18 protein-coding genes are annotated in these 20,114 nt (G+C 59.6%); 10 read left to right on the top strand and 8 right to left on the bottom strand.

Features of this window, described 5'->3' with window-relative positions:
• Positions 1-10 precede the first annotated feature (10 nt).
• Both DXX3274_RS04320 and DXX3274_RS04315 read right to left on the bottom strand, forming a co-directional pair.
• On the bottom strand, positions 11-1,381 hold the full coding sequence (locus DXX3274_RS04320; RefSeq protein WP_042858766.1) for an aspartate aminotransferase family protein: 1,371 nt from the start codon (positions 1,379-1,381) through the stop codon (positions 11-13).
• A 167-nt stretch (positions 1,382-1,548) separates the two neighbouring features.
• Complete coding sequence (locus tag DXX3274_RS04315; RefSeq protein WP_042858765.1) at positions 1,549-2,373, bottom strand: AraC family transcriptional regulator; 825 nt, start codon at positions 2,371-2,373, stop codon at positions 1,549-1,551.
• A gap of 375 nt (positions 2,374-2,748) precedes the next feature.
• Here DXX3274_RS04315 and ddlA point away from each other — a divergent pair, with 375 nt between their 5' ends.
• Positions 2,749-3,849 carry a D-alanine--D-alanine ligase gene (ddlA, locus tag DXX3274_RS04310; RefSeq protein ID WP_042858763.1) on the top strand — a complete coding sequence of 367 codons (1,101 nt, stop codon included), beginning with the start codon at positions 2,749-2,751 and terminating at the stop codon, positions 3,847-3,849.
• 45 nt (positions 3,850-3,894) lie between these two features.
• Here the strand turns inward: ddlA and DXX3274_RS04305 are convergent, their stop codons facing one another.
• On the bottom strand, positions 3,895-4,179 hold the full coding sequence (locus DXX3274_RS04305; RefSeq protein WP_042858761.1) for a YciI family protein: 285 nt from the start codon (positions 4,177-4,179) through the stop codon (positions 3,895-3,897).
• A 14-nt stretch (positions 4,180-4,193) separates the two neighbouring features.
• On the bottom strand, positions 4,194-4,589 hold the full coding sequence (locus DXX3274_RS04300; protein WP_038662139.1) for a VOC family protein: 396 nt from the start codon (positions 4,587-4,589) through the stop codon (positions 4,194-4,196).
• A gap of 144 nt (positions 4,590-4,733) precedes the next feature.
• On the opposite strand from DXX3274_RS04300, the gene DXX3274_RS04295 reads away from it, so the two are divergent.
• Complete coding sequence (locus DXX3274_RS04295; RefSeq protein ID WP_013316433.1) at positions 4,734-4,973, top strand: DinI family protein; 240 nt, start codon at positions 4,734-4,736, stop codon at positions 4,971-4,973.
• Here the strand turns inward: DXX3274_RS04295 and DXX3274_RS04290 are convergent.
• A complete protein-coding gene (locus DXX3274_RS04290) occupies positions 4,939-5,139 on the bottom strand; it encodes a hypothetical protein (RefSeq protein ID WP_042858759.1) in 201 nt (66 codons plus the stop codon). The genes DXX3274_RS04295 and DXX3274_RS04290 overlap by 35 nt on opposite strands.
• Positions 5,140-5,371: 232 nt before the next feature.
• Between DXX3274_RS04290 and DXX3274_RS04285 the strand changes: the two genes are divergently transcribed.
• Positions 5,372-6,808, top strand: a complete 1,437-nt coding sequence (locus DXX3274_RS04285) for a glycoside-pentoside-hexuronide (GPH):cation symporter (RefSeq protein WP_042858758.1) — start codon at positions 5,372-5,374, stop codon at positions 6,806-6,808.
• A gap of 35 nt (positions 6,809-6,843) precedes the next feature.
• A complete protein-coding gene (locus DXX3274_RS04280) occupies positions 6,844-8,394 on the top strand; it encodes a glycoside hydrolase 43 family protein (RefSeq protein WP_042858757.1) in 1,551 nt (516 codons plus the stop codon).
• Positions 8,395-8,502: 108 nt separating this feature from the next.
• On the opposite strand, the gene DXX3274_RS04275 is transcribed toward DXX3274_RS04280, so the two are convergent.
• Positions 8,503-9,228, bottom strand: coding sequence for a YnfC family lipoprotein (locus DXX3274_RS04275; protein WP_042858756.1), 726 nt, complete (start codon positions 9,226-9,228; stop codon positions 8,503-8,505).
• Positions 9,229-9,410: 182 nt separating this feature from the next.
• Here DXX3274_RS04275 and DXX3274_RS04270 point away from each other — a divergent pair, with 182 nt between their 5' ends.
• Complete coding sequence (locus tag DXX3274_RS04270; protein WP_042858754.1) at positions 9,411-10,034, top strand: LysE family translocator; 624 nt, start codon at positions 9,411-9,413, stop codon at positions 10,032-10,034.
• Between the two features lie 9 nt (positions 10,035-10,043).
• Here DXX3274_RS04270 and DXX3274_RS04265 read toward each other — a convergent pair whose 3' ends face one another.
• Together DXX3274_RS04265 and DXX3274_RS04260 are read right to left on the bottom strand one after the other, a co-directional pair.
• Positions 10,044-10,589, bottom strand: coding sequence for a GNAT family N-acetyltransferase (locus DXX3274_RS04265; RefSeq protein ID WP_042858753.1), 546 nt, complete (start codon positions 10,587-10,589; stop codon positions 10,044-10,046).
• 151 nt (positions 10,590-10,740) lie between these two features.
• Positions 10,741-11,163, bottom strand: coding sequence for a hypothetical protein (locus DXX3274_RS04260; RefSeq protein ID WP_042858751.1), 423 nt, complete (start codon positions 11,161-11,163; stop codon positions 10,741-10,743).
• Positions 11,164-11,720: 557 nt separating this feature from the next.
• On the opposite strand from DXX3274_RS04260, the gene nifJ reads away from it, so the two are divergent.
• The 5 genes from nifJ (at position 11,721) to DXX3274_RS04235 (ending at position 20,058) form a co-directional block, all read left to right on the top strand.
• Positions 11,721-15,254 carry a pyruvate:ferredoxin (flavodoxin) oxidoreductase gene (gene nifJ, locus DXX3274_RS04255; RefSeq protein WP_042858749.1) on the top strand — a complete coding sequence of 1,178 codons (3,534 nt, stop codon included), beginning with the start codon at positions 11,721-11,723 and terminating at the stop codon, positions 15,252-15,254.
• Positions 15,255-15,504: 250 nt separating this feature from the next.
• Entirely contained in the window at positions 15,505-16,593 is a 1,089-nt protein-coding gene (locus tag DXX3274_RS04250) for a L,D-transpeptidase family protein (protein ID WP_042858748.1), read from the top strand.
• A gap of 300 nt (positions 16,594-16,893) precedes the next feature.
• Positions 16,894-17,349: a MarR family winged helix-turn-helix transcriptional regulator gene (locus DXX3274_RS04245; RefSeq protein ID WP_042858747.1), complete on the top strand. Its 456-nt coding sequence runs from the start codon at positions 16,894-16,896 to the stop codon at positions 17,347-17,349.
• Complete coding sequence (locus DXX3274_RS04240) at positions 17,346-18,467, top strand: HlyD family secretion protein (protein WP_042858745.1); 1,122 nt, start codon at positions 17,346-17,348, stop codon at positions 18,465-18,467. The genes DXX3274_RS04245 and DXX3274_RS04240 overlap by 4 nt, the downstream gene beginning before the upstream one ends.
• Positions 18,454-20,058 (top strand): DHA2 family efflux MFS transporter permease subunit, encoded by a 1,605-nt coding sequence (locus DXX3274_RS04235; RefSeq protein WP_042858743.1) that lies wholly within the window; start codon positions 18,454-18,456, stop codon positions 20,056-20,058. Before DXX3274_RS04240 ends, DXX3274_RS04235 begins: the two co-directional genes overlap by 14 nt.
• The last annotated feature ends 56 nt before the right edge of the window (positions 20,059-20,114 follow it).

Genomic DNA, 20,114 nt, shown 5'->3' with positions numbered 1-20,114 from the left:
GCGTCACCTCTCATGCCGGCGTCGCCGACAGGGCGGCGGCCTTCACCTGCTCGACCACCTGCGTTACCGAGGCTTCGAACGCATCCAGCGCGTAATCCAGCTCCTCGTCGGTGATGGTCAGCGGCGGCAGGAAGCGGAACACCGCCAGATTATTGATGGTGAAATTCACCTGAATGCGCCATTTCTCCACCATCAGGCCGGCAATGGGCGCGGAGTAGTAGTCGCCGAGCGACGCGCGCAGCGCTTCCGGCATCGGGCAAAACTCCATGCCGATCATCAGCCCTTTGCCGCGCACCTCGCGGATCACGCCGGGGTAGCGCCCCTGCACCTCGCGCAGCCGCTGCATCATGCGCTCGCCTTTACGCGTCGCCATGCCGCACAGATCGTTTTCAACGATGAACTGCAACGCGCCCAGCGCCGCCGCCGCGCTGAGGGTATTTTCCTGATAGGTGGCGGTGTGGTGATAACAGGTTTCGATGGTGCCGTAGGCCGCTTCGTACAGCGCTTCGGTACACAGGTAACCGCCGAACGGCACCAGCCCGCCTGACAATCCTTTGGCGAACACGATGCAGTCCGGCACCACGTCTTCGTGTTCGCAACACCAGAACGTGCCGGTACGCGCCGCGCCGCACTGGATTTCATCCAGCACCAGCAGCGTGTCGTAACGGTCGCACAGCTCGCGCGCGGCCTTCAGATACCCCGCCGGCGGCACCAGAATGCCGCCTTCGCCCTGAATCGGCTCGACCACGAACGCCTTGTACTTACCGGTGGAGAGCGCCGCCGCCAGCTCGTCGACCGAGCCGTAGGCCACATGGTCGATGTTGCCGAGCGTCGGCTGCTGGCCGAAGCGCCATTTATCCTTGCCGCCCAGCGACACCGCGCCGGAGGTCTTGCCGTGAAACGCGCCCAGCGTCGCCAGCAGGTGGGTTTTCTCCGGCTTGTGGCGGGTGCCGAGCTTCACCAGTTTGATCATGCCTTCGATGGCTTCGGCGCCGCCGGTGGCGGTGCCCATCTTGGTGAGTTTGCCCTGCGGCGAGAGCAGCGCCATGTTGTGCGCCAGCGCCGCCGTGACGCTGTGGTAGGAGATGGCGCCCATCATGAACAGGCGGTTGTCGAAACACTTCTGCAGGCAGGACCAGACGAACTCGTTGTTGTTGCCGACCGTCACCACCCCAACCGCACCGATCATATCCAGGTGCTTGTCGCCGTTGTCGTCGATAAAGGTGCTGCCTTCCGCCCGTACGAAATACTTGGCATGCCCATCCAGCGACCGCATGCGGTTCAGGTGGGTCAGTTGCAGTTCCCGCGTTGTTTTGCCATCCAGCGCGATCGCTTCGTCAATGGTATAGAACCCCGGCACAACCTGTTTTGCATCCGCCATAACACCCTCGCTCAACTCTGATTGATGAAGAAAGAAAAACGTTCTGTGAGCTGTTTATAGCGGGATAGCGGGGTGGGAAAATAGAATAAATCGGCACAGGCCACGGTGCAAAACCGGCGTTGTTTTGGTGCATTTTCGCACTAAAAAAAGGCACCCGCGCCAAGGCGTCAACACTGCCGGATACGGTGCTGATAACGAATGGCCTGAATCCCCGCCAGATAGGCTTTCGGCGAGCAGGAAGCGAAGTCTTTAAACTCACGCAGGAAATGCGACTGATCGGCATAGCCGAGCCGCTGGGCCAGCATCGCCATGTTCTGCGCCTCGCCCTGATTGAGCAGCGACAGCGCGCGCTGAAAGCGAATGGTGCGGCAAAACGCCTTGGTGGACATGCCGCAGTGGTCGTGAAACAGCCGGTGAATATAACGGGCGGAATAGAGGGTTTTCCGCTCCAGCTGTTCAACCCGGATCACGCCGTCATGCGCCATGATCAGATCGATCATCTGCAACAGCAACGGCGGGGAAACCCTACCCATCTGGCGGGAAAAATAGGCCAGAAACAACGATACCTGCTCGCCGAAATCCCGGCTGTCGGCCAGCCGCTCCACCAGCCGCCCGGCGCCCGGCGCCGCGTCCTGAAACGCGACCTCCTGCCCGGCCAGTTCGCCGGCGGACAGATCCAGAAACGCCGGCATCACACCCGGCATAAAGCGTACGCCGAAATAACGTTCTCCCGGGCTGAGCCGGGTCGCCTGCGCCGCCTCGGTGCTGCCGCACACCCGCCCGAACGGCGCGTCGCGATTGATATTGAACAGAATATCCACGCTGCCGTCCGGCACCGCCAGCGTCACCGGCTGTTCTCTGGCCACGGAAAAACAGTAAAAATGCGCAATCGGCGAGTCGATAAGCGCCTTTTTCAGGTAATCTTCAGCCGCATTGATCACAAACCAGGGCTGCAGCGGCCTGACTGCAAGCGACGTTGAACCGGTACGCATACCCTTCTCCTGTTGCGCATGTCTTCCGGATGAGCAATTTCTGCGCCAGAACCGGAAAGGCGCCGCCGCCGGCCGGAAAAAAGTCCCGCGTTGCGGCATGAAATGATACTCTTGCAACCACAGATCAAATATACCCGTCATACTTCAAGTTACAGGTGTGTTGGCTGCCCTCGTTCACCCCAGTCACTTACTTATGTAAGCTCCTGGGGATTCACTCGGTTGCCGCGTTACAAGGCTCTTATGAGCCTTGCCCTAAAGGGCCAACGCATTGCGTTGTTCAACACGTGAACGTGTTGTCCTGAAACTCGAATTATTTTGGGTATAGCGTCTGATCAGGCGGTAGACAGTACAACGATCCATAATGGAAAGAGTGATATGAGTAAAATTCGGGTTGGCGTGGTTTTTGGTGGTAAATCCTCTGAGCACGAAGTGTCACTGCAGTCCGCAAAAAACATTGTAGACGCCATTGATAAAACGCGGTTCGATGTGGTGTTGCTGGGCATCGACAAGCAAGGGGAATGGCACGTCAACGACGCCTCCAACTATCTGCTCAACGCCGATAACCCGGCGCTGATCGCCCTGAACCGCACCAGTCAGAACGTGGCGCTGATCCCGGGCCAAACCCACCATCAGTTGATCGACACCGCCAGCGCCAGCGCGCTGTCGCAGATTGACGTCATTTTCCCGATCGTTCACGGCACGCTGGGCGAAGACGGTTCGCTGCAAGGGCTGCTGCGCATGGCGAACATTCCGTTTGTCGGCAGCAGCGTGCTGGGGTCCGCCGTCAGCATGGACAAAGACGTCACCAAACGGTTGCTGCGCGACGCCGGCCTGCAGGTGGCGCCGTTCGTCACCCTGACCCGCGCCAACCGCGCGCGCCATCCTTATGACGACGTTACCGCACAACTGGGGCTGCCGCTGTTCGTCAAACCGGCTAATCAGGGTTCGTCCGTCGGCGTGAGCAAGGTGCGCAATCAGGCGGAATTCGAGCGGGCGGTGGATCTGGCGTTTCGTTACGACCATAAAGTGCTGGTGGAGTCGGCGATTGTCGGCCGTGAAATCGAATGCGCGGTGCTGGGTAATGACTACCCGAAAGCCAGCCTCTGCGGCGAAATCGTGCTGCACGACGAGTTCTACTCCTACGACACCAAATACATCAACGAAGACGGCGCGGCGGTAGCGATTCCGGCGGCGATGGACGACGAGGTGCACCAGCATATCCGCGATATCGCCCTGCGGGCTTTCCAGACCCTGGACTGTCAGGGCATGGCGCGGGTAGACGTGTTCCTGACGCCGGACCAGCAGGTCATCGTCAACGAGGTCAACACCCTGCCCGGTTTCACCAACATCAGCATGTATCCGAAACTGTGGGAAGCCAGCGGCCTCAACTACACCGACCTGATCACCCAGTTGATTGAACTGGCGCTGGAGCGCCACGCGCAGGACAGCAATCTGCAAAGCTCGGTGCGCGAGTGATGGATGCGCTCCGGTGCGCGCGCGGCGCATACCGGAGCGTGTTACTCAGATGCGGCTGAGGGCCGCGAAGGTATCAACGGTCATGGACGGTTGGAAATCGATCACCTCGTAGTTGGCCACCGCCTGAAACGGATCCTGCTTTAGAAAATCCTCCAGCGCTTCCCGTTCGACGCTCTTGGCCAGAATCACCCCCCCGGTACGCGGATTTTTACGCCCGGACGCCACAAACACGCCTTGTTCATATCCCCGTTTCAGCCAGGTCACATGTCGTTCCAGCAAGTTTTCCACTTCATCCAGCGGCGCGTTGTATGTCAGATTGATGATATACATGGTTATTCTCTTCGTTATAAGTCGGCATTCGGCCAGCGCCCTTGCTGCAACACCACCCGATAACCGTCGGGATCACGGAAAGTTTTGCCCTGCCGCTCCCAATAAGGATTAAATGACGCCACCACGCTGAACCCGGCCTGCACCATGCGATCGCAGGACGTCTGCCACCCCTCATGGTCGGAAACGTACAGCACCAGTAAATCGTCTTCCGTCGGCGCTGGCATGACCGGATGAGTATGACAAACGGTAAACTCAAGGTGCCAGGCCAGCCCCCGCCGACCCAGCATAACACCACTGAAGCCGTCGTGTTGCGCAAAGGAGCCTAATTTCTGCAACCCCAGCCCGTCACAGTACATCCGCTCGCTACGCTGTAGGTCCGTTACCGGCCGCGCCACGCGTAATGTAGTCATACGTCACTCCTCTCTGATGGCTGAAGATCGTTTCATACCACGGCTCGCCGAAACCGGCCACACTTCCTGCGTCTAAAAAACTCATTGCAGACCCGCGAACAAAAGCTGTATATTTAGCCAGTATTTTTCATGGAGATGCAGCTAATGTACGTAGAGTTGGTTTACGATAAAAGAAACGTGAGCGGGTTACCCAACGCGGCGGAGCAGATTAAAAACGAACTCGCCAAACGCATTCATCGGGTATTTCCGGACGCGGAAATCAAGATAAAACCGATGCAAGCCAACGCCATCAATTCCAACGCCAGCAAACAGGATAAATCCACCATTAACCGGATTATCGAAGAGATGTTTAACGAAGCCGACGAATGGCTGACGCCGGAATAATGGCGGTCAGGCCGGTTTCCTGTTTCCCTCGCGGCACCGCTTCGTCGCCGCAAACGCCATCATAATCCGCTAACCGGATCGTTGCCGGACTCGCCTGACCGGCATAACCGTTCCCGGCGGCTCGCAGGCTGCCAGCGGTCACCGGACCAGCCAAAAGCGACAACATTGTTATACCACCCCACCACCTGACCGACAGGTTAATGGACTGTATTTAAAAGCAAAAAAACCTATCTCTGACTTCCTCCGTCTGCTCTTCTTCCACAAATTCGTGAGCGGTATAACAGATACCAGTAAACATAATCGGCATAAGAAATTCCGCAATAGTCACCCGTTCAACTAACCACAACAATACGCGGGAACAAAGCAAACGCTGCTTTTATCCATCATCGGAGTTTCCAATGACTAACAATAACAAGTTAAGCACGGCGGAAAAAATCGGTTTCGGCATGGGAGACGCGGCCTGCGGCATCGTCTATTCCTCTGTAACCATGTTCCTGACCTATTTTTATACCGATATTTACGGCATTTCCGCGGCGGCGGTGGGCGTGATGTTTCTGGTAACCCGCGTACTGGACGCCGTCATCGACCCAATGATCGGCCTGCTGGCTGACCGAACCCGCACCCGCTGGGGACATTTTCGCCCCTGGTTGATCTGGTTCGCGGTCCCGTACGCCGTCATTGCTGTACTGACCTACACCACGCCGGACCTGGCCGGCACCGGGAAACTGGTTTACGCCTACATCACCTACACCCTGTTGATGATGTTCTACACCTTTATCAACATTCCCTACTGTTCGCTGGGCGGGGTCATCACCACCGACGAAAAAGACCGGCTTTCCGCCCAGTCTTACCGCTTCACCATCTCTTCCGCCGCCGGGCTGCTGGTGTCGGTGGGAACCCTGTGGCTGGTGGACTGGATCGGCCGCGGCGATAAGCAGCTCGGCTATCAGGGCACCATGGCGGTGATGGGCGTATTGGCCGTCATCATGCTGATTTTCTGCTTTTTCACTACGCAGGAGCGAATCAATCCACAGGTGGATCAAGGGCAGAACGTCTGGGACGATGTGAAAAATCTGCTGAGCAACGATCAGTGGCGCATCGTCGCCGTCATTACCTTTTTCTCCAGTATGGCCGGCGTGATGCGCGGCGCCGCCACGCTGTACTACGCCACCTACCTGATGGTTGACCCGGCACATACTGGTGCCGTCGGCACCGCGATGAAAAGCGCGTTTATCACCACCAGCGTGGTCGGCACCATTATCGGCGCCATGCTGGCCGGTTATTTCGCCAAACGCTACCGCAGCCTCAGCCTGTTCAAAAACATCAACCTACTGCTGGTCGCTACCGGTGTGGTGCTGTTTTTTGTGCCGCCCACCTGGCTTGCCGTGGTGTTTCCGCTGTATTTCCTGGTCGGCTTCTTCCACCAGATGTATCAACCGTTTAAATGGAACATGATGGCGAACGCCGCCGACTACGGCGAATGGAAAACCGGCCGCCGCATCACCGGCCTGTCTTTCTCCGGCAATCTGTTCGCTCTCAAGCTGGGAATGGCGGTCGCCGGGGCGCTGGTCGGGTTCGCCTTGGGCTGGTTCGGCTATGTGGCGGGCTCGCCCACCCAGACGTCGCTTGCCACCACCGGCATCATTGGCCTGCTGAGTATCGGCCCGTCGCTGTCCTACCTGATTCTGTACTGGCTAACGCGTTTCTATAAACTGGATGACAAGACTATGGAACAGATCCAGACCGACCTCGCACGCCGTCATGCCGCGCCGCAGCCGGCGCCAGAGCAGGACGACGGCGTCAATCCGCACCTGACCCCGCGCGGCGTGGCCTGACCGTTAAGGAGAAGAACAACGTGGAACCTTCACCGATGACATCCCCCTGGAACCCGGATCGGGGCGACGGCCGCTACCGTAACCCCATTCTGTTCGCCGACTATTCCGACCCCGATATCGTGCGGGTGGGCGACGACGTTTATCTGGTGTCGTCCAGTTTTAACCACATGCCGGCGCTGCCGATCCTGCATTCGCGGGATCTGGTGAACTGGACGCTGATCAACCACGTGTTTGCGCGTTTCGACCTGCCGGGCTACGAGCGGTTTCAACCGGGAAAAGGCGTCTGGGCGCCCAGCATCCGTTACCATGCCGGGAAATTCTGGGTGTTTTTCAGCACGCCGGACGAAGGGATCTTCATGTGTCAGACCGACGATCCACGCGGCGACTGGAGCGCGCCGCATTGCGTGAAGGCAGCCAAAGGCTGGATCGATCCCTGTCCATTCTGGGACGACGACGGCAGCGCCTGGCTGGTTCACGCCTTTGCCTTCAGCCGCAGCGGGCGCAAGCACCAGCTTCAACTGTGCCGGATGAGCAGCGACGGCCGTCAACTGCTGGATGAAAGCCGGATTATCGTCGACGGCACCGCCAGTCAGCCAACGCTGGAAGGCCCGAAACTCTACAAGCGCAACGGCTGGTACTACATTTTTGCCCCGGCCGGCGGCGTGCCCACCGGCTGGCAGACGGTGCTGCGCGCCGCATCGCTACAGGGGCCGTGGCAGGCGCGCGTGGCGCTGCATCAGGGGTCTTCCGCCGTTAACGGCCCTCATCAGGGCGGCTGGGTCGAGTTGGAAAACGGCGAGAGCTGGTTCGTGCATTTTCAGGATCGCCACGCTTACGGCCGTGTGGTGCACCTGCAACCGATGCAATGGCAGGATGACTGGCCGCTGATCGGCGCGCCATCGGGCGACGGCGGCCCGGGCGAGCCGGTGGCGGAAGCAGCTATGCCCGCCGTCAGAGCAAGCAACATCCGCGCCCAGCCGGCGACGTCTGACGATTTCACGGCCGACCGGCTCGGTTTGCAGTGGCAATGGCAGGCCAACCCCGATGCAGGCTGGTACGAACTGCGCCGACCTGGATTACGGCTGTTGTGCCAGCCGATGCCACAGCGTCATGGCGTGCCGTCCTGGTATGACGTTCCTAACCTGCTGATGCAGAAATTTCCGGCGGAGACCTTTACGGTCACCACCCGGCTACGGGCAACGCTGAAAAACGTGGGCGATCGCTGTGGGTTGATCGTCTACGGCGAGCGCTTCGCTTTTCTGGGGCTGGAAAAAACGGCGGACGGCGTAGCGCTGACAAACGGCTATGGCTGGATGACCGACGCGCAGGAACTGCGCCAGTACGCCGGAGCGACATTGCCTTTTGAGGAAGCGCACACGCTTGAACTGCGGGTGACGGTGCTGCCGAACGCACGCTGCCAGTTCGCGTGGCGCACGCCTGACGGCGGTTTTACCCCGGTCGGGGAGCCTTTCGCCGCCGGGCCGGGGAAATGGGTGGGCGCCAAAATCGGGCTGTATGCGCTGTCGTTACCGGAACAGCACGGTCAGGGCCGCGCCGACGTCGATTTTTTCCACGTTACGCCCTGAACGCCAGCCATGCGGCCCGCATCCGGGCCGCACCGGCAGACCATCACGCGCAATATTCACGCGCAATAATCGCCGGAAACGGTCACGCGCAGAAGAAAAAAGCGCAGCCTAGTAATACTCGATTTTGGTGGTATGCGTCAGGGTGGTGACCGTTTGCGCAGCGCCTTTACCGTTCGAGACCAGCACCTGACACAAACGTGGATTGAAATGCTGGTCATACTGGCAACTGGTGCGGGTCACGCTGACCTGTTCGTTGTTTTCCGTCACAATAACGGTGGCATCAAGCCGTTTTTGCGCCGGAGCATCGCTCTGCATCTCGACCCTGGTCACGTTGCCGTTTTCCGGCGAGACAAACGTCATGCTGACCGGGAAACCGTCATCGTCGTAGCGATAGCTCGCCAGCGGCGTCGGCTTATCGCGGTAGACCACCTCGGCGATGGCGTGTTGGTCGTTCGAACGGTAGCTCAGGCGGCCATCGGTGGTTTTCGCCAGTTGGCAGTGATCCGTCAGTTGAAACAGCGCCTGACGATCGCTCTGCTCCACCAGCGTCTGCCCATCGCGCACCAGATCCAGGTCGAGATTCATCGATGGTTGATAGGTGCGCAGCGCAGCGAGGCACCCCTCGGCATCAAATTCGCCCTCGACATAGGCCGTCACCTTGCCGGCTTCATCGGTCTGGGTTTGCGTAAAGCGTTTGACCTTTCCCCGCAGCGCATCAAAACCAAAGATATTGGAAAGCCCGGCCAATACCGGGTTCACCGGCTCTGCGGCCGGTTTCAGGTCACACCCGGCCAGTAATACCGAGCCCGCCAGCAGCGTGGCGCGTAGTTTCATAGTCCTTATCCTGGATACCTGTTGAATCGCGTCAGTTTACGCCAATTCCAAAAGAGAGGATAAAGATAACTATTCGTCCTGATAGCTACCCGTCGAGGTAACTATCCGTCATAACTAAAGTATCCGTCATAACTAAACTATCCATCATAACTAAGGTATCCATCACCACTAAGGAGCAGGGAATGGGCAGTGACATAGTGGCTATCGCCGCCATCGGCGGGGTACTGGCGCTCGGCGCCATGAGTCCGGGGCAAAGTTTCATTCTGGTCGCACGAACCGCACTGGCGTCATCCCGGCGCAACAGCCTCGCCGTCTCGCTGGGGATGGGCGTCGGCGCGGCAATCTTCGCGCTGGTGGCGTTGCTGGGCCTGCAATCGCTGCTGCTGGCGGTGCCCTGGTTATATCAGACGCTGAAAATCGCCGGCGGGATTTACCTGCTGTACCTGGCGTTTACCCTGTTCCGCGCCAGACCAGACCACGCCGCGCCAGCGCTGCACAGCGGCCACGAGCCGCCTCAGGCGCACGCTTTTCGGCTGGGGCTGTTGACGCAACTCAGCAACCCGAATACGGCATTGGTGTTCGGTGGGGTGTTCGCTGCGCTGCTCAGCCAGCACATTGCGGGCTGGATGTACGTGGCGTTGCCGTTGCTGGCGTTCGTGATCGATTTTCTGTGGTATGCGCTGGTGGCGTTGTTGCTGTCTTCCAGCGGGCCGCGCGGCGCCTATTTGCGATTTAAAACGTTATTTGACCGCCTCAGCGGTACGGTGATGGCGGCGCTGGGTATCCGGTTGCTGCTGCAAAAATAGACCGGCGCATCATGCCGTCGCCATCGCCGGCGACGGCATCATGTAGACGGCAACGGTCTCCTGCCGCTGACGGGAAGCCAGAAACACATGGCGCATCCCCAGCGAATGAAAGCCGCATTTGAGCAATACCCGGCCGGACGCCACGTTCTGCGGCAAATGGCAGCCGTAGATTTTCTCAACGTGCAACTGGCTAAAGGCAAACTGGCATAGCGCCAGACTGGCTTCGGTGCCGAATCCCCGTTGCCGAAAATCGGCGCCCAGCCAGTAACCGATCTCCGGCTGGTCGGTTTCCAGCGACACCAGCGAAATCGAGCCAATCAACTGCTGGCTCTGCGATAAACAGATGGCGTAGGCCACCCCTTTACGCTGCTCCCAGTTGCTCTGCAAATCGCCAATCCAGTTGACCACCGTTTCACGCGGGCAGGGATAGGGAATCAGCATGGTCATGGCGGAAATATCGGGCGCGCTGTTCAGCAAGGCGCAGACATCGGTGACGTCCTGCGCCTGCAGCGGCCGCAATTGCAGATGTTCAGTGGTCAGGGTAGGTTGCCGCATTGGATTCTCCTCATCAGTCACGTCCCGTCATCGTCATGTCCACGGGCGCTCTGTTAGGTGGCATCATGGCGGAGAATGGTTCCGGACCGGCGGCGATCGCGCCGGTCCCACATGCAAAGGATAGTCTGTCGCCCTCGTTGGTCGGCAACCCTCAGGAATACAGGCTGTTCGCCACCTGTTCGCTCTCCTCGCGGGAGTAGCCTCCGTAGGTCATGGCGGCGATAAACGCGGCACGGTCGGTATTGGGGTAAACCTTTTCATGCAGCACCAGCCGGCCGACCTCTTCCGGCGTCAGCTGCGGAAACTGCTCATGAATGCCGGTAACCACATCCCGGCTGGCGTAGCCGAGCATGCGGATAATGGCCGCGATCTCCAGCGGAGAGGTTTCATCCTGGTAAGTTGAGTGAACCACATCGGCTATCAGTTTCGAGGTCAGCACATTTACTTTGGACACATCGCTGTAACGGCTGCCCAGAGATTGAACAATATGATTGATGGCTTCTTCCGGTCCATAGCCTCTTTCACGGATTCTGGCTAATACCGATACCATTTTGTCTCTCAGATCGATAAACATAGTGCTGTTCCTTCGTCAACGTCGATAATCAACCCGAAGAGCGCGAAAGCTATCCCTGAGGTATGAACAGATTTCCTTAATGGTCGCGTCTGGGATTTTTTTGCCGGCCTGCCGCTGACGCCTGCATCAGGAGGTCCGGTGCTTTATTTCAGCATAGGCGCAGATGCCTATCCTTCCACTGGCATTTCCCGCTTTGCGGGCGAATGCCGGATTTTTAATCTGACGACGCCAAACTATCATCAGGATGTACGATAATCAGGTAATACAGCCTAATTACATTAACGATACATTAACATTGCTTTTTATCGTCGGCGCGATGTTCCCGGTAAGAATGGGAACGTCGGCGAATTTGATGGCAGGCGTAACCACAACGTATCCGCTGGGAAACGTCACAGCAGTCTCTTAAGCTGCTACCATTGCCGGCTTACGACACGCCGTCAGCTGTCCATACACACCTTGAAACAACTCTGTGGGCTATAATCGGTCAAAAAAACTCGCCGGGTAGCGATAATACCCGCCCCACAGGGTCATCGTTCAGCAACAAAGAAGGTTAAGTCATGATCACCACCGACGGTAATAACGCGGTCGCTTCGGTCGCCTGGCGAACCAATGAAGTTATCGCTATCTACCCCATCACCCCCAGCTCCACCATGGCCGAACAAGCGGCCGCCTGGTCGAGCGACGAACGCAAGAATATCTGGGGAGATACGCCTCGGGTGGTTGAGATGCAATCCGAAGCGGGCGCCATCGCCACCGTGCACGGCGCATTGCAGACCGGCGCGCTGTCCACGACCTTTACTTCTTCGCAGGGCCTGCTGCTGATGATCCCGACGCTGTACAAGCTGGCCGGTCAGTTGACGCCGTTTGTGCTGCACGTCGCCGCCCGTACCGTGGCGACCCATGCGTTGTCCATTTTCTGCGACCATTCGGATGTGATGGCGGTGCGTCAGACCGGTTGCGCCATGCTGTGCGCCAGCAACGTACAGGAAGCGCAGGACTTCGCGTTGATTTCCCAGATGGCGAGCCTCAACAGCCGCCTGCCGTTTATTCATTTCTTCGACGGCTTTCGCACCTCGCACGAAATCAACAAGATCGAGCCGCTGAGCGACGCGCAATTGCACGCCCTACTGCCGCAGGCGGCGATTGATGCGCACCGTGAGCGGGCGCTTACTCCTGAGCGTCCGGTGATTCGCGGCACCGCCTCCAACCCGGATACCTTCTTCCAGGCGCGAGAAGCCACCAACCCGTGGTACAACGCGGCATTCGGTCACGTGGAACAGGCGATGAACGATTTCGCCCGCGAAACCGGCCGTCAGTACCAGCCGTTCGAGTATTACGGCCATCCGGACGCCACCCGCGTTATCGTGATGATGGGTTCCGGCGTCGGCACCTGCGAAGAGGTGATCGACACCCTGCTGACGCGCGGCGAGAAAGTCGGCGTGGTGAAGGTTCGTCTGTATCGGCCGTTCTGTGCGCAGCATCTGCTGGCGGCGATTCCGCACAGCGCGCAGTCCATCGCGGTGCTGGACCGCACCAAAGAACCCGGCGCGCAGGCTGAACCACTGTATCTGGACGTGATGACCGCGCTGGCGGAGGCGTTCTCACGAGGTGAGCGCCCACTTATGCCGAAGGTGATCGGCGGCCGCTACGGCCTGTCGTCGAAAGAATTCACCCCGCAGTGCGTCGAGGCGACGTATAAAGAGTTAGCGCTTACCAACCCCAGAGCGCGTTTTACCGTCGGTATTTATGACGATATCACCCACCTGTCGTTGCCGCTGTCCGATCAACCGATGCCGACGCAGGCGTCGCTGGAAGCGCTGTTCTACGGGTTGGGCAGCGACGGCACCGTGTCCGCCGCCAAGAACTCGATCAAAATCGTCGGTAATTCGACCCCGCTGTTCGTGCAGGGTTATTTCGTTTACGACTCCAAAAAAGCCGGTAGCCTGACGGTTTCCCATATGCGCGTCGGCCCGCACCCGATTCATTCCGCCTACCTGATTGAACAGGCGGATTTCGTGGCCTGCCACCAGTGGCAGTTCATCGACAAATACAGCATGGTGGAGCGCCTGAAACCGGGCGGCATCTTCCTTATCAACACGCCTTACAGCGCCGACGACCTGTGGCACCGGCTGCCGCAGGAAGTACAGGCCGGGCTGAACCAGCGTCAGGCGCGGGTGTTCTGCATCAATGCGGCGAAAATCGCCCGCGAATGTCAGTTGGGCGCACGCATCAACACCGTGATGCAGATGGCGTTTTTCCACCTGACGCAAATCCTGCCGGGCAGCGACGCGCTCGACAAACTGCGCGCCGCCATCGCCAGCAGCTACGGCAGCAAAGGCCAGGAACTGGTGGAACGCAACTGGCGCGCGCTGGACGCGACGTTGGCCGCGCTGGAAGCGGTAGCGCTGGAGCCGGTGAATCCGGACAGCCCGTGCCGCCCGCCGGTGGTGTCCGACGCCGCGCCCGATTTCGTCAAAACCGTCACCGCCGCGATGCTGGCCGGTCTGGGCGACAGCCTGCCGGTGTCCGCCCTGCCGCCGGACGGCACCTGGCCGGTCGGCACCACCCAGTGGGAAAAGCGCAACATCGCCGAAGAGATCCCGTTGTGGAAACCGGAGCTTTGCACCCAGTGCAACCACTGCGTGGCCGCCTGTCCGCACTCCGCAATCCGCGCCAAAGTGGTGCCCGCCGACGCGATGGCCGACGCCCCAGGGTCGCTGCAGTCGCTGGACGTGAAAGCCCGCGACATGCGCGGTCAGAAATATGTGCTGCAGGTCGCGCCGGAAGATTGCACCGGCTGTAATCTGTGCGTGGAAGTGTGCCCGGCCAAAGATCGCCAGAATCCGGAAATCAAGGCCATCAACATGGAATCGCGTCTGGACCATGTGGCGACCGAGAAAACCCATTACGATTTCTTCCTCAAACTGCCGGAAATCGACCGCAGCAAACTGGAACGTATCGATATCCGCACCTCGCAGTTGATTACGCCGCTGTTCGAGTACTCCGGCGCCTGTTCCGGTTGCGGCGAAACCCCGTATATCAAGCTGCTGACCCAGCTGTACGGCGATCGTCTGCTGGTGGCCAACGCCACCGGCTGTTCCTCGATTTACGGCGGCAACCTGCCGACAACGCCCTGGACCACCGATGCCAACGGCCGCGGGCCGGCATGGGCCAACTCGCTGTTTGAAGACAACGCCGAGTTCGGGCTGGGCTTCCGCCTGAGCGTCGACCAGCATCGTCAGCGTGCCCTGCGCCTGCTGGATCAGCTCAAGCCGCAATTGCCCGCCGACGTGGTGGCCGACCTGCTGGAAGAATCCGTTGCGGCCGATACGCGCCGCGAACAGATTGCCCGCCTGCGTCAGTCACTCAGCGCCATCGACAGCGCCGACGCCCGTCAACTGATAGAGGAAGCCGATCATCTGGTGGATAAATCCATCTGGCTGATTGGCGGCGACGGCTGGGCCTACGATATCGGCTACGGCGGTCTCGACCACGTGATGAGCCTGTCGGAAAACGTTAACGTGCTGGTGCTCGATACTCAGTGTTATTCCAATACCGGCGGCCAGCAATCCAAAGCGACCCCGCTCGGCGCCGTCACCAAGTTTGGCGAGAACGGCAAACGCAAGGCGCGCAAAGACCTCGGCATCAACGTGATGATGTACGGCCACGTCTACGTGGCGCAGATCTCGTTGGGCGCCCAGCTTAACCAGACGGTGAAGGCGATTCAGGAAGCGGAAGCCTGGCCGGGTCCGTCGCTGATCATCGCCTATAGCCCTTGCGAAGAGCATGGCTACGATCTGGCGTTCAGCCACGACCAGATGCGCCAGTTGACCGCTACCGGCTTCTGGCCGCTGTATCGCTTCGACCCGCGCCGCACGGCGGAAGGCAAACCGGCGCTGGTGACGGACTCCCGTCCGCCGTCAGCCAGCCTGAGTGAAACCCTGCTCAACGAGCAGCGCTTCCGCCGGCTCAACAGCCAGCAGCCGGAGGCCGCCGCCCTGTTGTATGAAGAAGCCGAGGCGGATCTGCGCCGCCGCTATGACTTCCTCAGCTTGCTGGCGGGCAAGGCGGAGAAAAGCGCCCAGGAATAACGCCGCCTTACACGGATCACACCGGGAGCGGGAAACTGCTCCCTGATTCTTTCTGGCGCACATCGACCACGCGGTTCGTTCCCTTTATTGGTCGCCTTATTTCCCTGCGCCGACGCTTATAATGTAATGGATTGTACATCTGGTTTTCCTACCGCCTTTCTGCACATATAATGCGCATCCGGACTTTTTGTACCGGATAACAACAATTCCTTTGCCGCAATGGCTTTTAACACTCAACAAAGATATGAAAATGAGTATTCGCGCGATCCTGACATTAGTTGTGGCGGCGGCTGCTTTCAGCCAGACAGCACTCGCCGTGGTTTATCCGTTGCCAGCCCCGAATAGCCGGCTGGTGGGTGAAAATATTCAAGTTACGATTCCCAGCGATAGCACCGACGCGCTGGAACACTTTGCCGCTCAGTACCAGATGGGCCTGAGCAACCTGCTGGAAGCCAACCCGGGCATTGACGTTTATCTGCCAAAACCGGGCAGCACCATGACCGTGCCGCAGCAACTGATTCTTCCTGACGCACCGCGCGAAGGCATCGTGATCAACAGTGCCGAAATGCGTCTGTATTACTACCCGAAAGGTTCCAAAACCGTGGTGGTACTGCCGATCGGCATCGGCCAGCTCGGTAAAGACACCCCGATCAACTGGGTGACCTCGGTCCAGCGTAAGAAAGAACGCCCGACCTGGACGCCGACCGCCGCCATGCATGCAGAATACGCCGCCCGCGGTGAATTCCTGCCTCAGGTCTACCCGGCCGGTCCGGACAACCCGATGGGCCTGTATGCGCTCTACATCGGCAACCTGTACGCCATCCACGGCACCAACGCTAACTTCGGCATCGGCCTGCGCGTCAGCCACGGTTGCGTGCGTCTGCGTGACAAAGACATCAAATACCTGTTCGATCATGTTCCGGTCGGCACCCGCGTTCAGTTCATCAACGAGCCGGTGAAAGCCACCGTCGAGCCGGATGGTTCACGTTATGTCGAAGTTCACAACCCGCTGTCCCGCACCGAGGAAGAGTTCAACTCCGACACGCCGGTTCCGCTGAAGCTGACCCCGGCAGTAACCAAAGTGCTGGCGGACGCCAGCGTCAGTGAAAGCACGGTGAATCAGGCGCTGCAAAACCGTATCGGTATGCCGACGAAGGTGAACGGTCCGGCGGAAAACATCGCGCCGATCGCACCGGCTGAACCAGCGGCTCCGCAGGCGCCGGCCATTCAGCAGACCAGCACGCCGGATAATGCACAACCGGCGGCGCCTCAGGCCCAGCCGACGGCAACCGACGCCGTGCCGGCAACCGCTGCTGCGACTGACGCCAGCAAATCCTGATCGATCCCCGGATGTTAATCCTGTTCACAGGGCAGCTTACGCTGCCCTGTTTGTTTTTGGTGGGTTCTTCTCCTTCACGTAACCTGTTTCATCCCACCTGACTATCATCGATAACCCTTATCGATAAATCCGCATTGATAACCCGTCATTGATAACCCCGTCTCCCCACGCCGCTGTCAGGCGTCATTTGCATTAGCAGTCTGTTGCACCGCTGTTTATGATTCACTTCACAAAATCAATTGACTTATCATTAGTTGACTTGTTAACTAATAGCATTTCATCTATCCCACGGATTTCATCATGTCACAGACCGAATCTTCCGCCCGTCGGCGCTTTGCCCTGCAATTGGGTCAGACCTCCCGCTTGTGGCGCCGGGTTATCGACCGGGAATTGCAACCGTATGGCTTGACTCAGGCGACCTGGCTGCCGTTGCTGTTCATCGCCCGCGAAGAAACCCCCATCCACCAAAAAGCGCTGGCCGAATCGCTGGGACTGGACGCTTCTGCGGTGGTTCGGGTACTGGATAGCCTGCAAAAGCAGGGATTTATCGAGAGACGTGAAGGCAACGATCGCCGTTTTCGCGAGATCCATCTCACCGCGCTCGGGCTGGATCAGGTGGAAAAAGTGGAGTCTATCGCCGGGCAGGTGCGTAATCAGGCGCTGGCTGGGGTGTCGGAACAGGATATTGAACAGGTCAGCCGGATCATCAATCAGGTTATCAGCAATCTCTCCCGAACCGAAAACGGTCACTCATGAATACTCACGCATCTAAACTGGCGGGGTTCCGGCGCCTGAGCCAACGCCAGCGTACCTTTTTTCTGGCCGGCGCCGCCTTGCTGTTGCTGGCGGTGATCGTACTGGCGTACTGGTTTCATCAGCGTTTCACACATATCGGCGAAACCGACGCCCGCGTAATGGGCGAAGTGATTTCGCTGGCCAGCCGGGAAAGCGGCTGGGTGACCGCCCGCCCCGTTATTGACGGCGACGCCATCCGCAAGGATCAACTGCTGGCGCAGATCGACGATCGCGACGCCCGTTTGCGGCTGGCGGAGCAGGAGGGCAATCTGGCCGCCGCCGATGCTCAAATCAGCTATAGCCAGACACAGCGTCAGGTCACCGACCTCACTACGCAAGCCTCGCTGGATGAAGCGCGGGCGAAACTGGCGTCGAGCGAATCCGCCGTTAACAACGCCGGTTACCAGCTCAGCCTGGCGCAGAACAACTTCCAGCGCGACGATCAACTGCTGAAAAGCAACCTCACCGCCCGCAAAACCTGGGATGAGTCCCACACCACGCTGTTGCAGCGTCAGGGCGAACTGCGGGAAGCCGAAGCCCAGCGCAGCGCCCAACAGGCGGCGCTGAATAACGCCGTGGCGCAGCGCAACACGCTGCAAGTGCTGGACCGGCAGATTGAGATGCAACGCCAGCAGCGAATCGCGTTGCAGGCCCAGGTGGATCAGCTCAAGCAGGAAATCGCCGACCGGGCGTTACGTTCTCCGGTGGATGGCGTAGTGGATCGCACTATTGTGAATGTGGGCAGTTACGTGCAGGCCGGGCAGTGGATCATGCTGGTACACGATCCGCGCAATCTGTGGGTCGAAGCCAACATCAAGGAGACGGCCATCGGCCGGGTTCGGGTCGGTCAAAAAGTGGACATTCAGGTGGACGCCTACCCGGACAAACATTTCAGCGGCCATGTGATCCGGGTCGGCGATGCGGCCACCAACCAGTTTGCGCTGCTGCCGAGCCCGAATCCGTCCGGCAACTTCACCAAAATCACCCAGCGCGTACCGGTGCGTATCGCGCTGGACGATCCGGAAAACGGCCTGAAACCGGGCCTGATGGCGGAAGTCAGCATCAATGTCGCCGATTGAAGCCCAGGCCGCCCGCTTCGGTCACCGCTATCGCTGGCTGGCGACGGTTACCATCATGCTGGGTACCATCGCCACCACGGCCACGGCGACCATCGTCAATGTCGCGATGCATGACATCATGGGCGCGTTCGGCATGGGCCAGGATCAAGCTCAGTGGCTTTCCACCGCCTTCCTGGCCTCAATGACCGCCACCATGTTGATCACCGCCTGGACGCTGGAGCGCTTTGGCTATCGCGCCACCTACGTCGGCTCACTGGTGGTGTTCGTCGCCGGCAGCGTGCTCGGCACTTTTAGCCAGAGCAGCGCCGAGGTGATCCTCGCCCGTATTCTTCAGGGCGGCGCCAGCGGCGTGATCCAGCCGCTGGCGATGATCATCATCTCGCAGGTGTTTCCGGTATCGGAACGCGGCAAGGCGATGGGTATTTATGGCGTCGGGGTAGTACTGGCGCCAGCGCTGGGGCCGGCCGCTGGCGGGCTGATGGTCGATCAACTCGACTGGCGCGCGGTCTTCATGGTGGTGGTGCCGTTCTGTCTGGCCGGGATCGCCGCCGCGCTGGTGATCCTGCCGGCTAAAAGCGCACAGACCGACAGCACGCCCCGGCGTTTCGACACCCTGGGGTTTATTCTGCTGGTGACGGCGCTGACCTCGTTGCTGGCCGGGCTGTCCAACGGGCAACGCGAAGGCTGGGAGTCGTTCTTCATTCTCTGCCTGTTGACCATCGCCGTGATCGCCACGCTGGCATTCATCATCCGCGAATTCACCACGCCGCATCCGCTGCTCAGCCTGCGGGTGTTCGCCAACCCGGCGTTTACCTCCGGCTGTATCGTGGCATTCGCGCTGGGCGCGGGTATCTACGGCTCGACTTACATCATTCCGCTGTTTGTACAGAGCATTCAGGGATACACCCCGACCCGTTCCGGCCTGCTGCTGATGCCGGCGGGACTGGCGCTCGGAGCGGTGTTCCCGCTGGCAGGGTCGCTCAGCGACAAGCTCAAACCCCACCTGCTGGTGGTGGCGGGTTTGCTGCTGTTCGGGCTGTCCTGCTGGCTGTCCAGCGCGGCGGACACCGATACCCCGTTCTGGACTATGGCCTGGTGGATTGTCATCGGCCGCGTCGGGCTTGGGGTGATGCTGCCCGCCATGAACGCCGGCGCGCTGCGGGCGCTGCCGCACGCTCAGCTGGCGCAGGGCGCGGGCAGTCTCAATTTCATCCGTCAGTTGGGCGGCGCGATGGGGGTCAACCTGCTGTCGGTATTTATCGAACGGCGCACCACCTTTCACGGCCAGATGCTGGCGCAGTCGCTGACGCTGGACAATATCCGCAGCACCGACGCCATCCGCCAGCTCAGTCTGCTGTTCGGCCACGGCGGCAATCCGCTCGGCGACCCGCTTAGCACCAGCATCAACCCCGGCATCATGACCTACCTGCAATCGGTGCTGGCGCCCAAGGCGCAGATGTTCGCCTATCAGGACGGTTTTTTCATGGTGGCGATGTTCTTTTTTCTGGCGATGTTGCCCGCCTGGTTTATTCGGCCGCGCCCGGTGTTGAACCCAACGTCGCAGCCCGGGGCGGCAAAGACGCCGGCATGACTCTGTGAACCGGCTTCAGAACACGCCATATGACAGTTGCCGCCCAACCGAAAGAC

Source organism: Dickeya sp. NCPPB 3274, assembly GCF_000406205.1.
GTDB lineage: Bacteria > Pseudomonadota > Gammaproteobacteria > Enterobacterales > Enterobacteriaceae > Dickeya > Dickeya fangzhongdai.
The sequence above is the reverse complement of the archived record's forward strand: the minus strand, read 5'-3'. Positions and strand labels throughout refer to the sequence as shown.

Coding starts and splice junctions, on each gene's coding strand:
- DXX3274_RS04320 (WP_042858766.1), bottom strand. CDS start 1,381: ATGGCGGATGCAAAACAGGTTGTGCCGGGGTTCTATACCATTGACGAA.
- DXX3274_RS04315 (WP_042858765.1), bottom strand. CDS start 2,373: ATGCGTACCGGTTCAACGTCGCTTGCAGTCAGGCCGCTGCAGCCCTGG.
- ddlA (WP_042858763.1), top strand. CDS start 2,749: ATGAGTAAAATTCGGGTTGGCGTGGTTTTTGGTGGTAAATCCTCTGAG.
- DXX3274_RS04305 (WP_042858761.1), bottom strand. CDS start 4,179: ATGTATATCATCAATCTGACATACAACGCGCCGCTGGATGAAGTGGAA.
- DXX3274_RS04300 (WP_038662139.1), bottom strand. CDS start 4,589: ATGACTACATTACGCGTGGCGCGGCCGGTAACGGACCTACAGCGTAGC.
- DXX3274_RS04295 (WP_013316433.1), top strand. CDS start 4,734: ATGTACGTAGAGTTGGTTTACGATAAAAGAAACGTGAGCGGGTTACCC.
- DXX3274_RS04290 (WP_042858759.1), bottom strand. CDS start 5,139: ATGTTGTCGCTTTTGGCTGGTCCGGTGACCGCTGGCAGCCTGCGAGCC.
- DXX3274_RS04285 (WP_042858758.1), top strand. CDS start 5,372: ATGACTAACAATAACAAGTTAAGCACGGCGGAAAAAATCGGTTTCGGC.
- DXX3274_RS04280 (WP_042858757.1), top strand. CDS start 6,844: ATGACATCCCCCTGGAACCCGGATCGGGGCGACGGCCGCTACCGTAAC.
- DXX3274_RS04275 (WP_042858756.1), bottom strand. CDS start 9,228: ATGAAACTACGCGCCACGCTGCTGGCGGGCTCGGTATTACTGGCCGGG.
- DXX3274_RS04270 (WP_042858754.1), top strand. CDS start 9,411: ATGGGCAGTGACATAGTGGCTATCGCCGCCATCGGCGGGGTACTGGCG.
- DXX3274_RS04265 (WP_042858753.1), bottom strand. CDS start 10,589: ATGCGGCAACCTACCCTGACCACTGAACATCTGCAATTGCGGCCGCTG.
- DXX3274_RS04260 (WP_042858751.1), bottom strand. CDS start 11,163: ATGTTTATCGATCTGAGAGACAAAATGGTATCGGTATTAGCCAGAATC.
- nifJ (WP_042858749.1), top strand. CDS start 11,721: ATGATCACCACCGACGGTAATAACGCGGTCGCTTCGGTCGCCTGGCGA.
- DXX3274_RS04250 (WP_042858748.1), top strand. CDS start 15,505: ATGAGTATTCGCGCGATCCTGACATTAGTTGTGGCGGCGGCTGCTTTC.
- DXX3274_RS04245 (WP_042858747.1), top strand. CDS start 16,894: ATGTCACAGACCGAATCTTCCGCCCGTCGGCGCTTTGCCCTGCAATTG.
- DXX3274_RS04240 (WP_042858745.1), top strand. CDS start 17,346: ATGAATACTCACGCATCTAAACTGGCGGGGTTCCGGCGCCTGAGCCAA.
- DXX3274_RS04235 (WP_042858743.1), top strand. CDS start 18,454: ATGTCGCCGATTGAAGCCCAGGCCGCCCGCTTCGGTCACCGCTATCGC.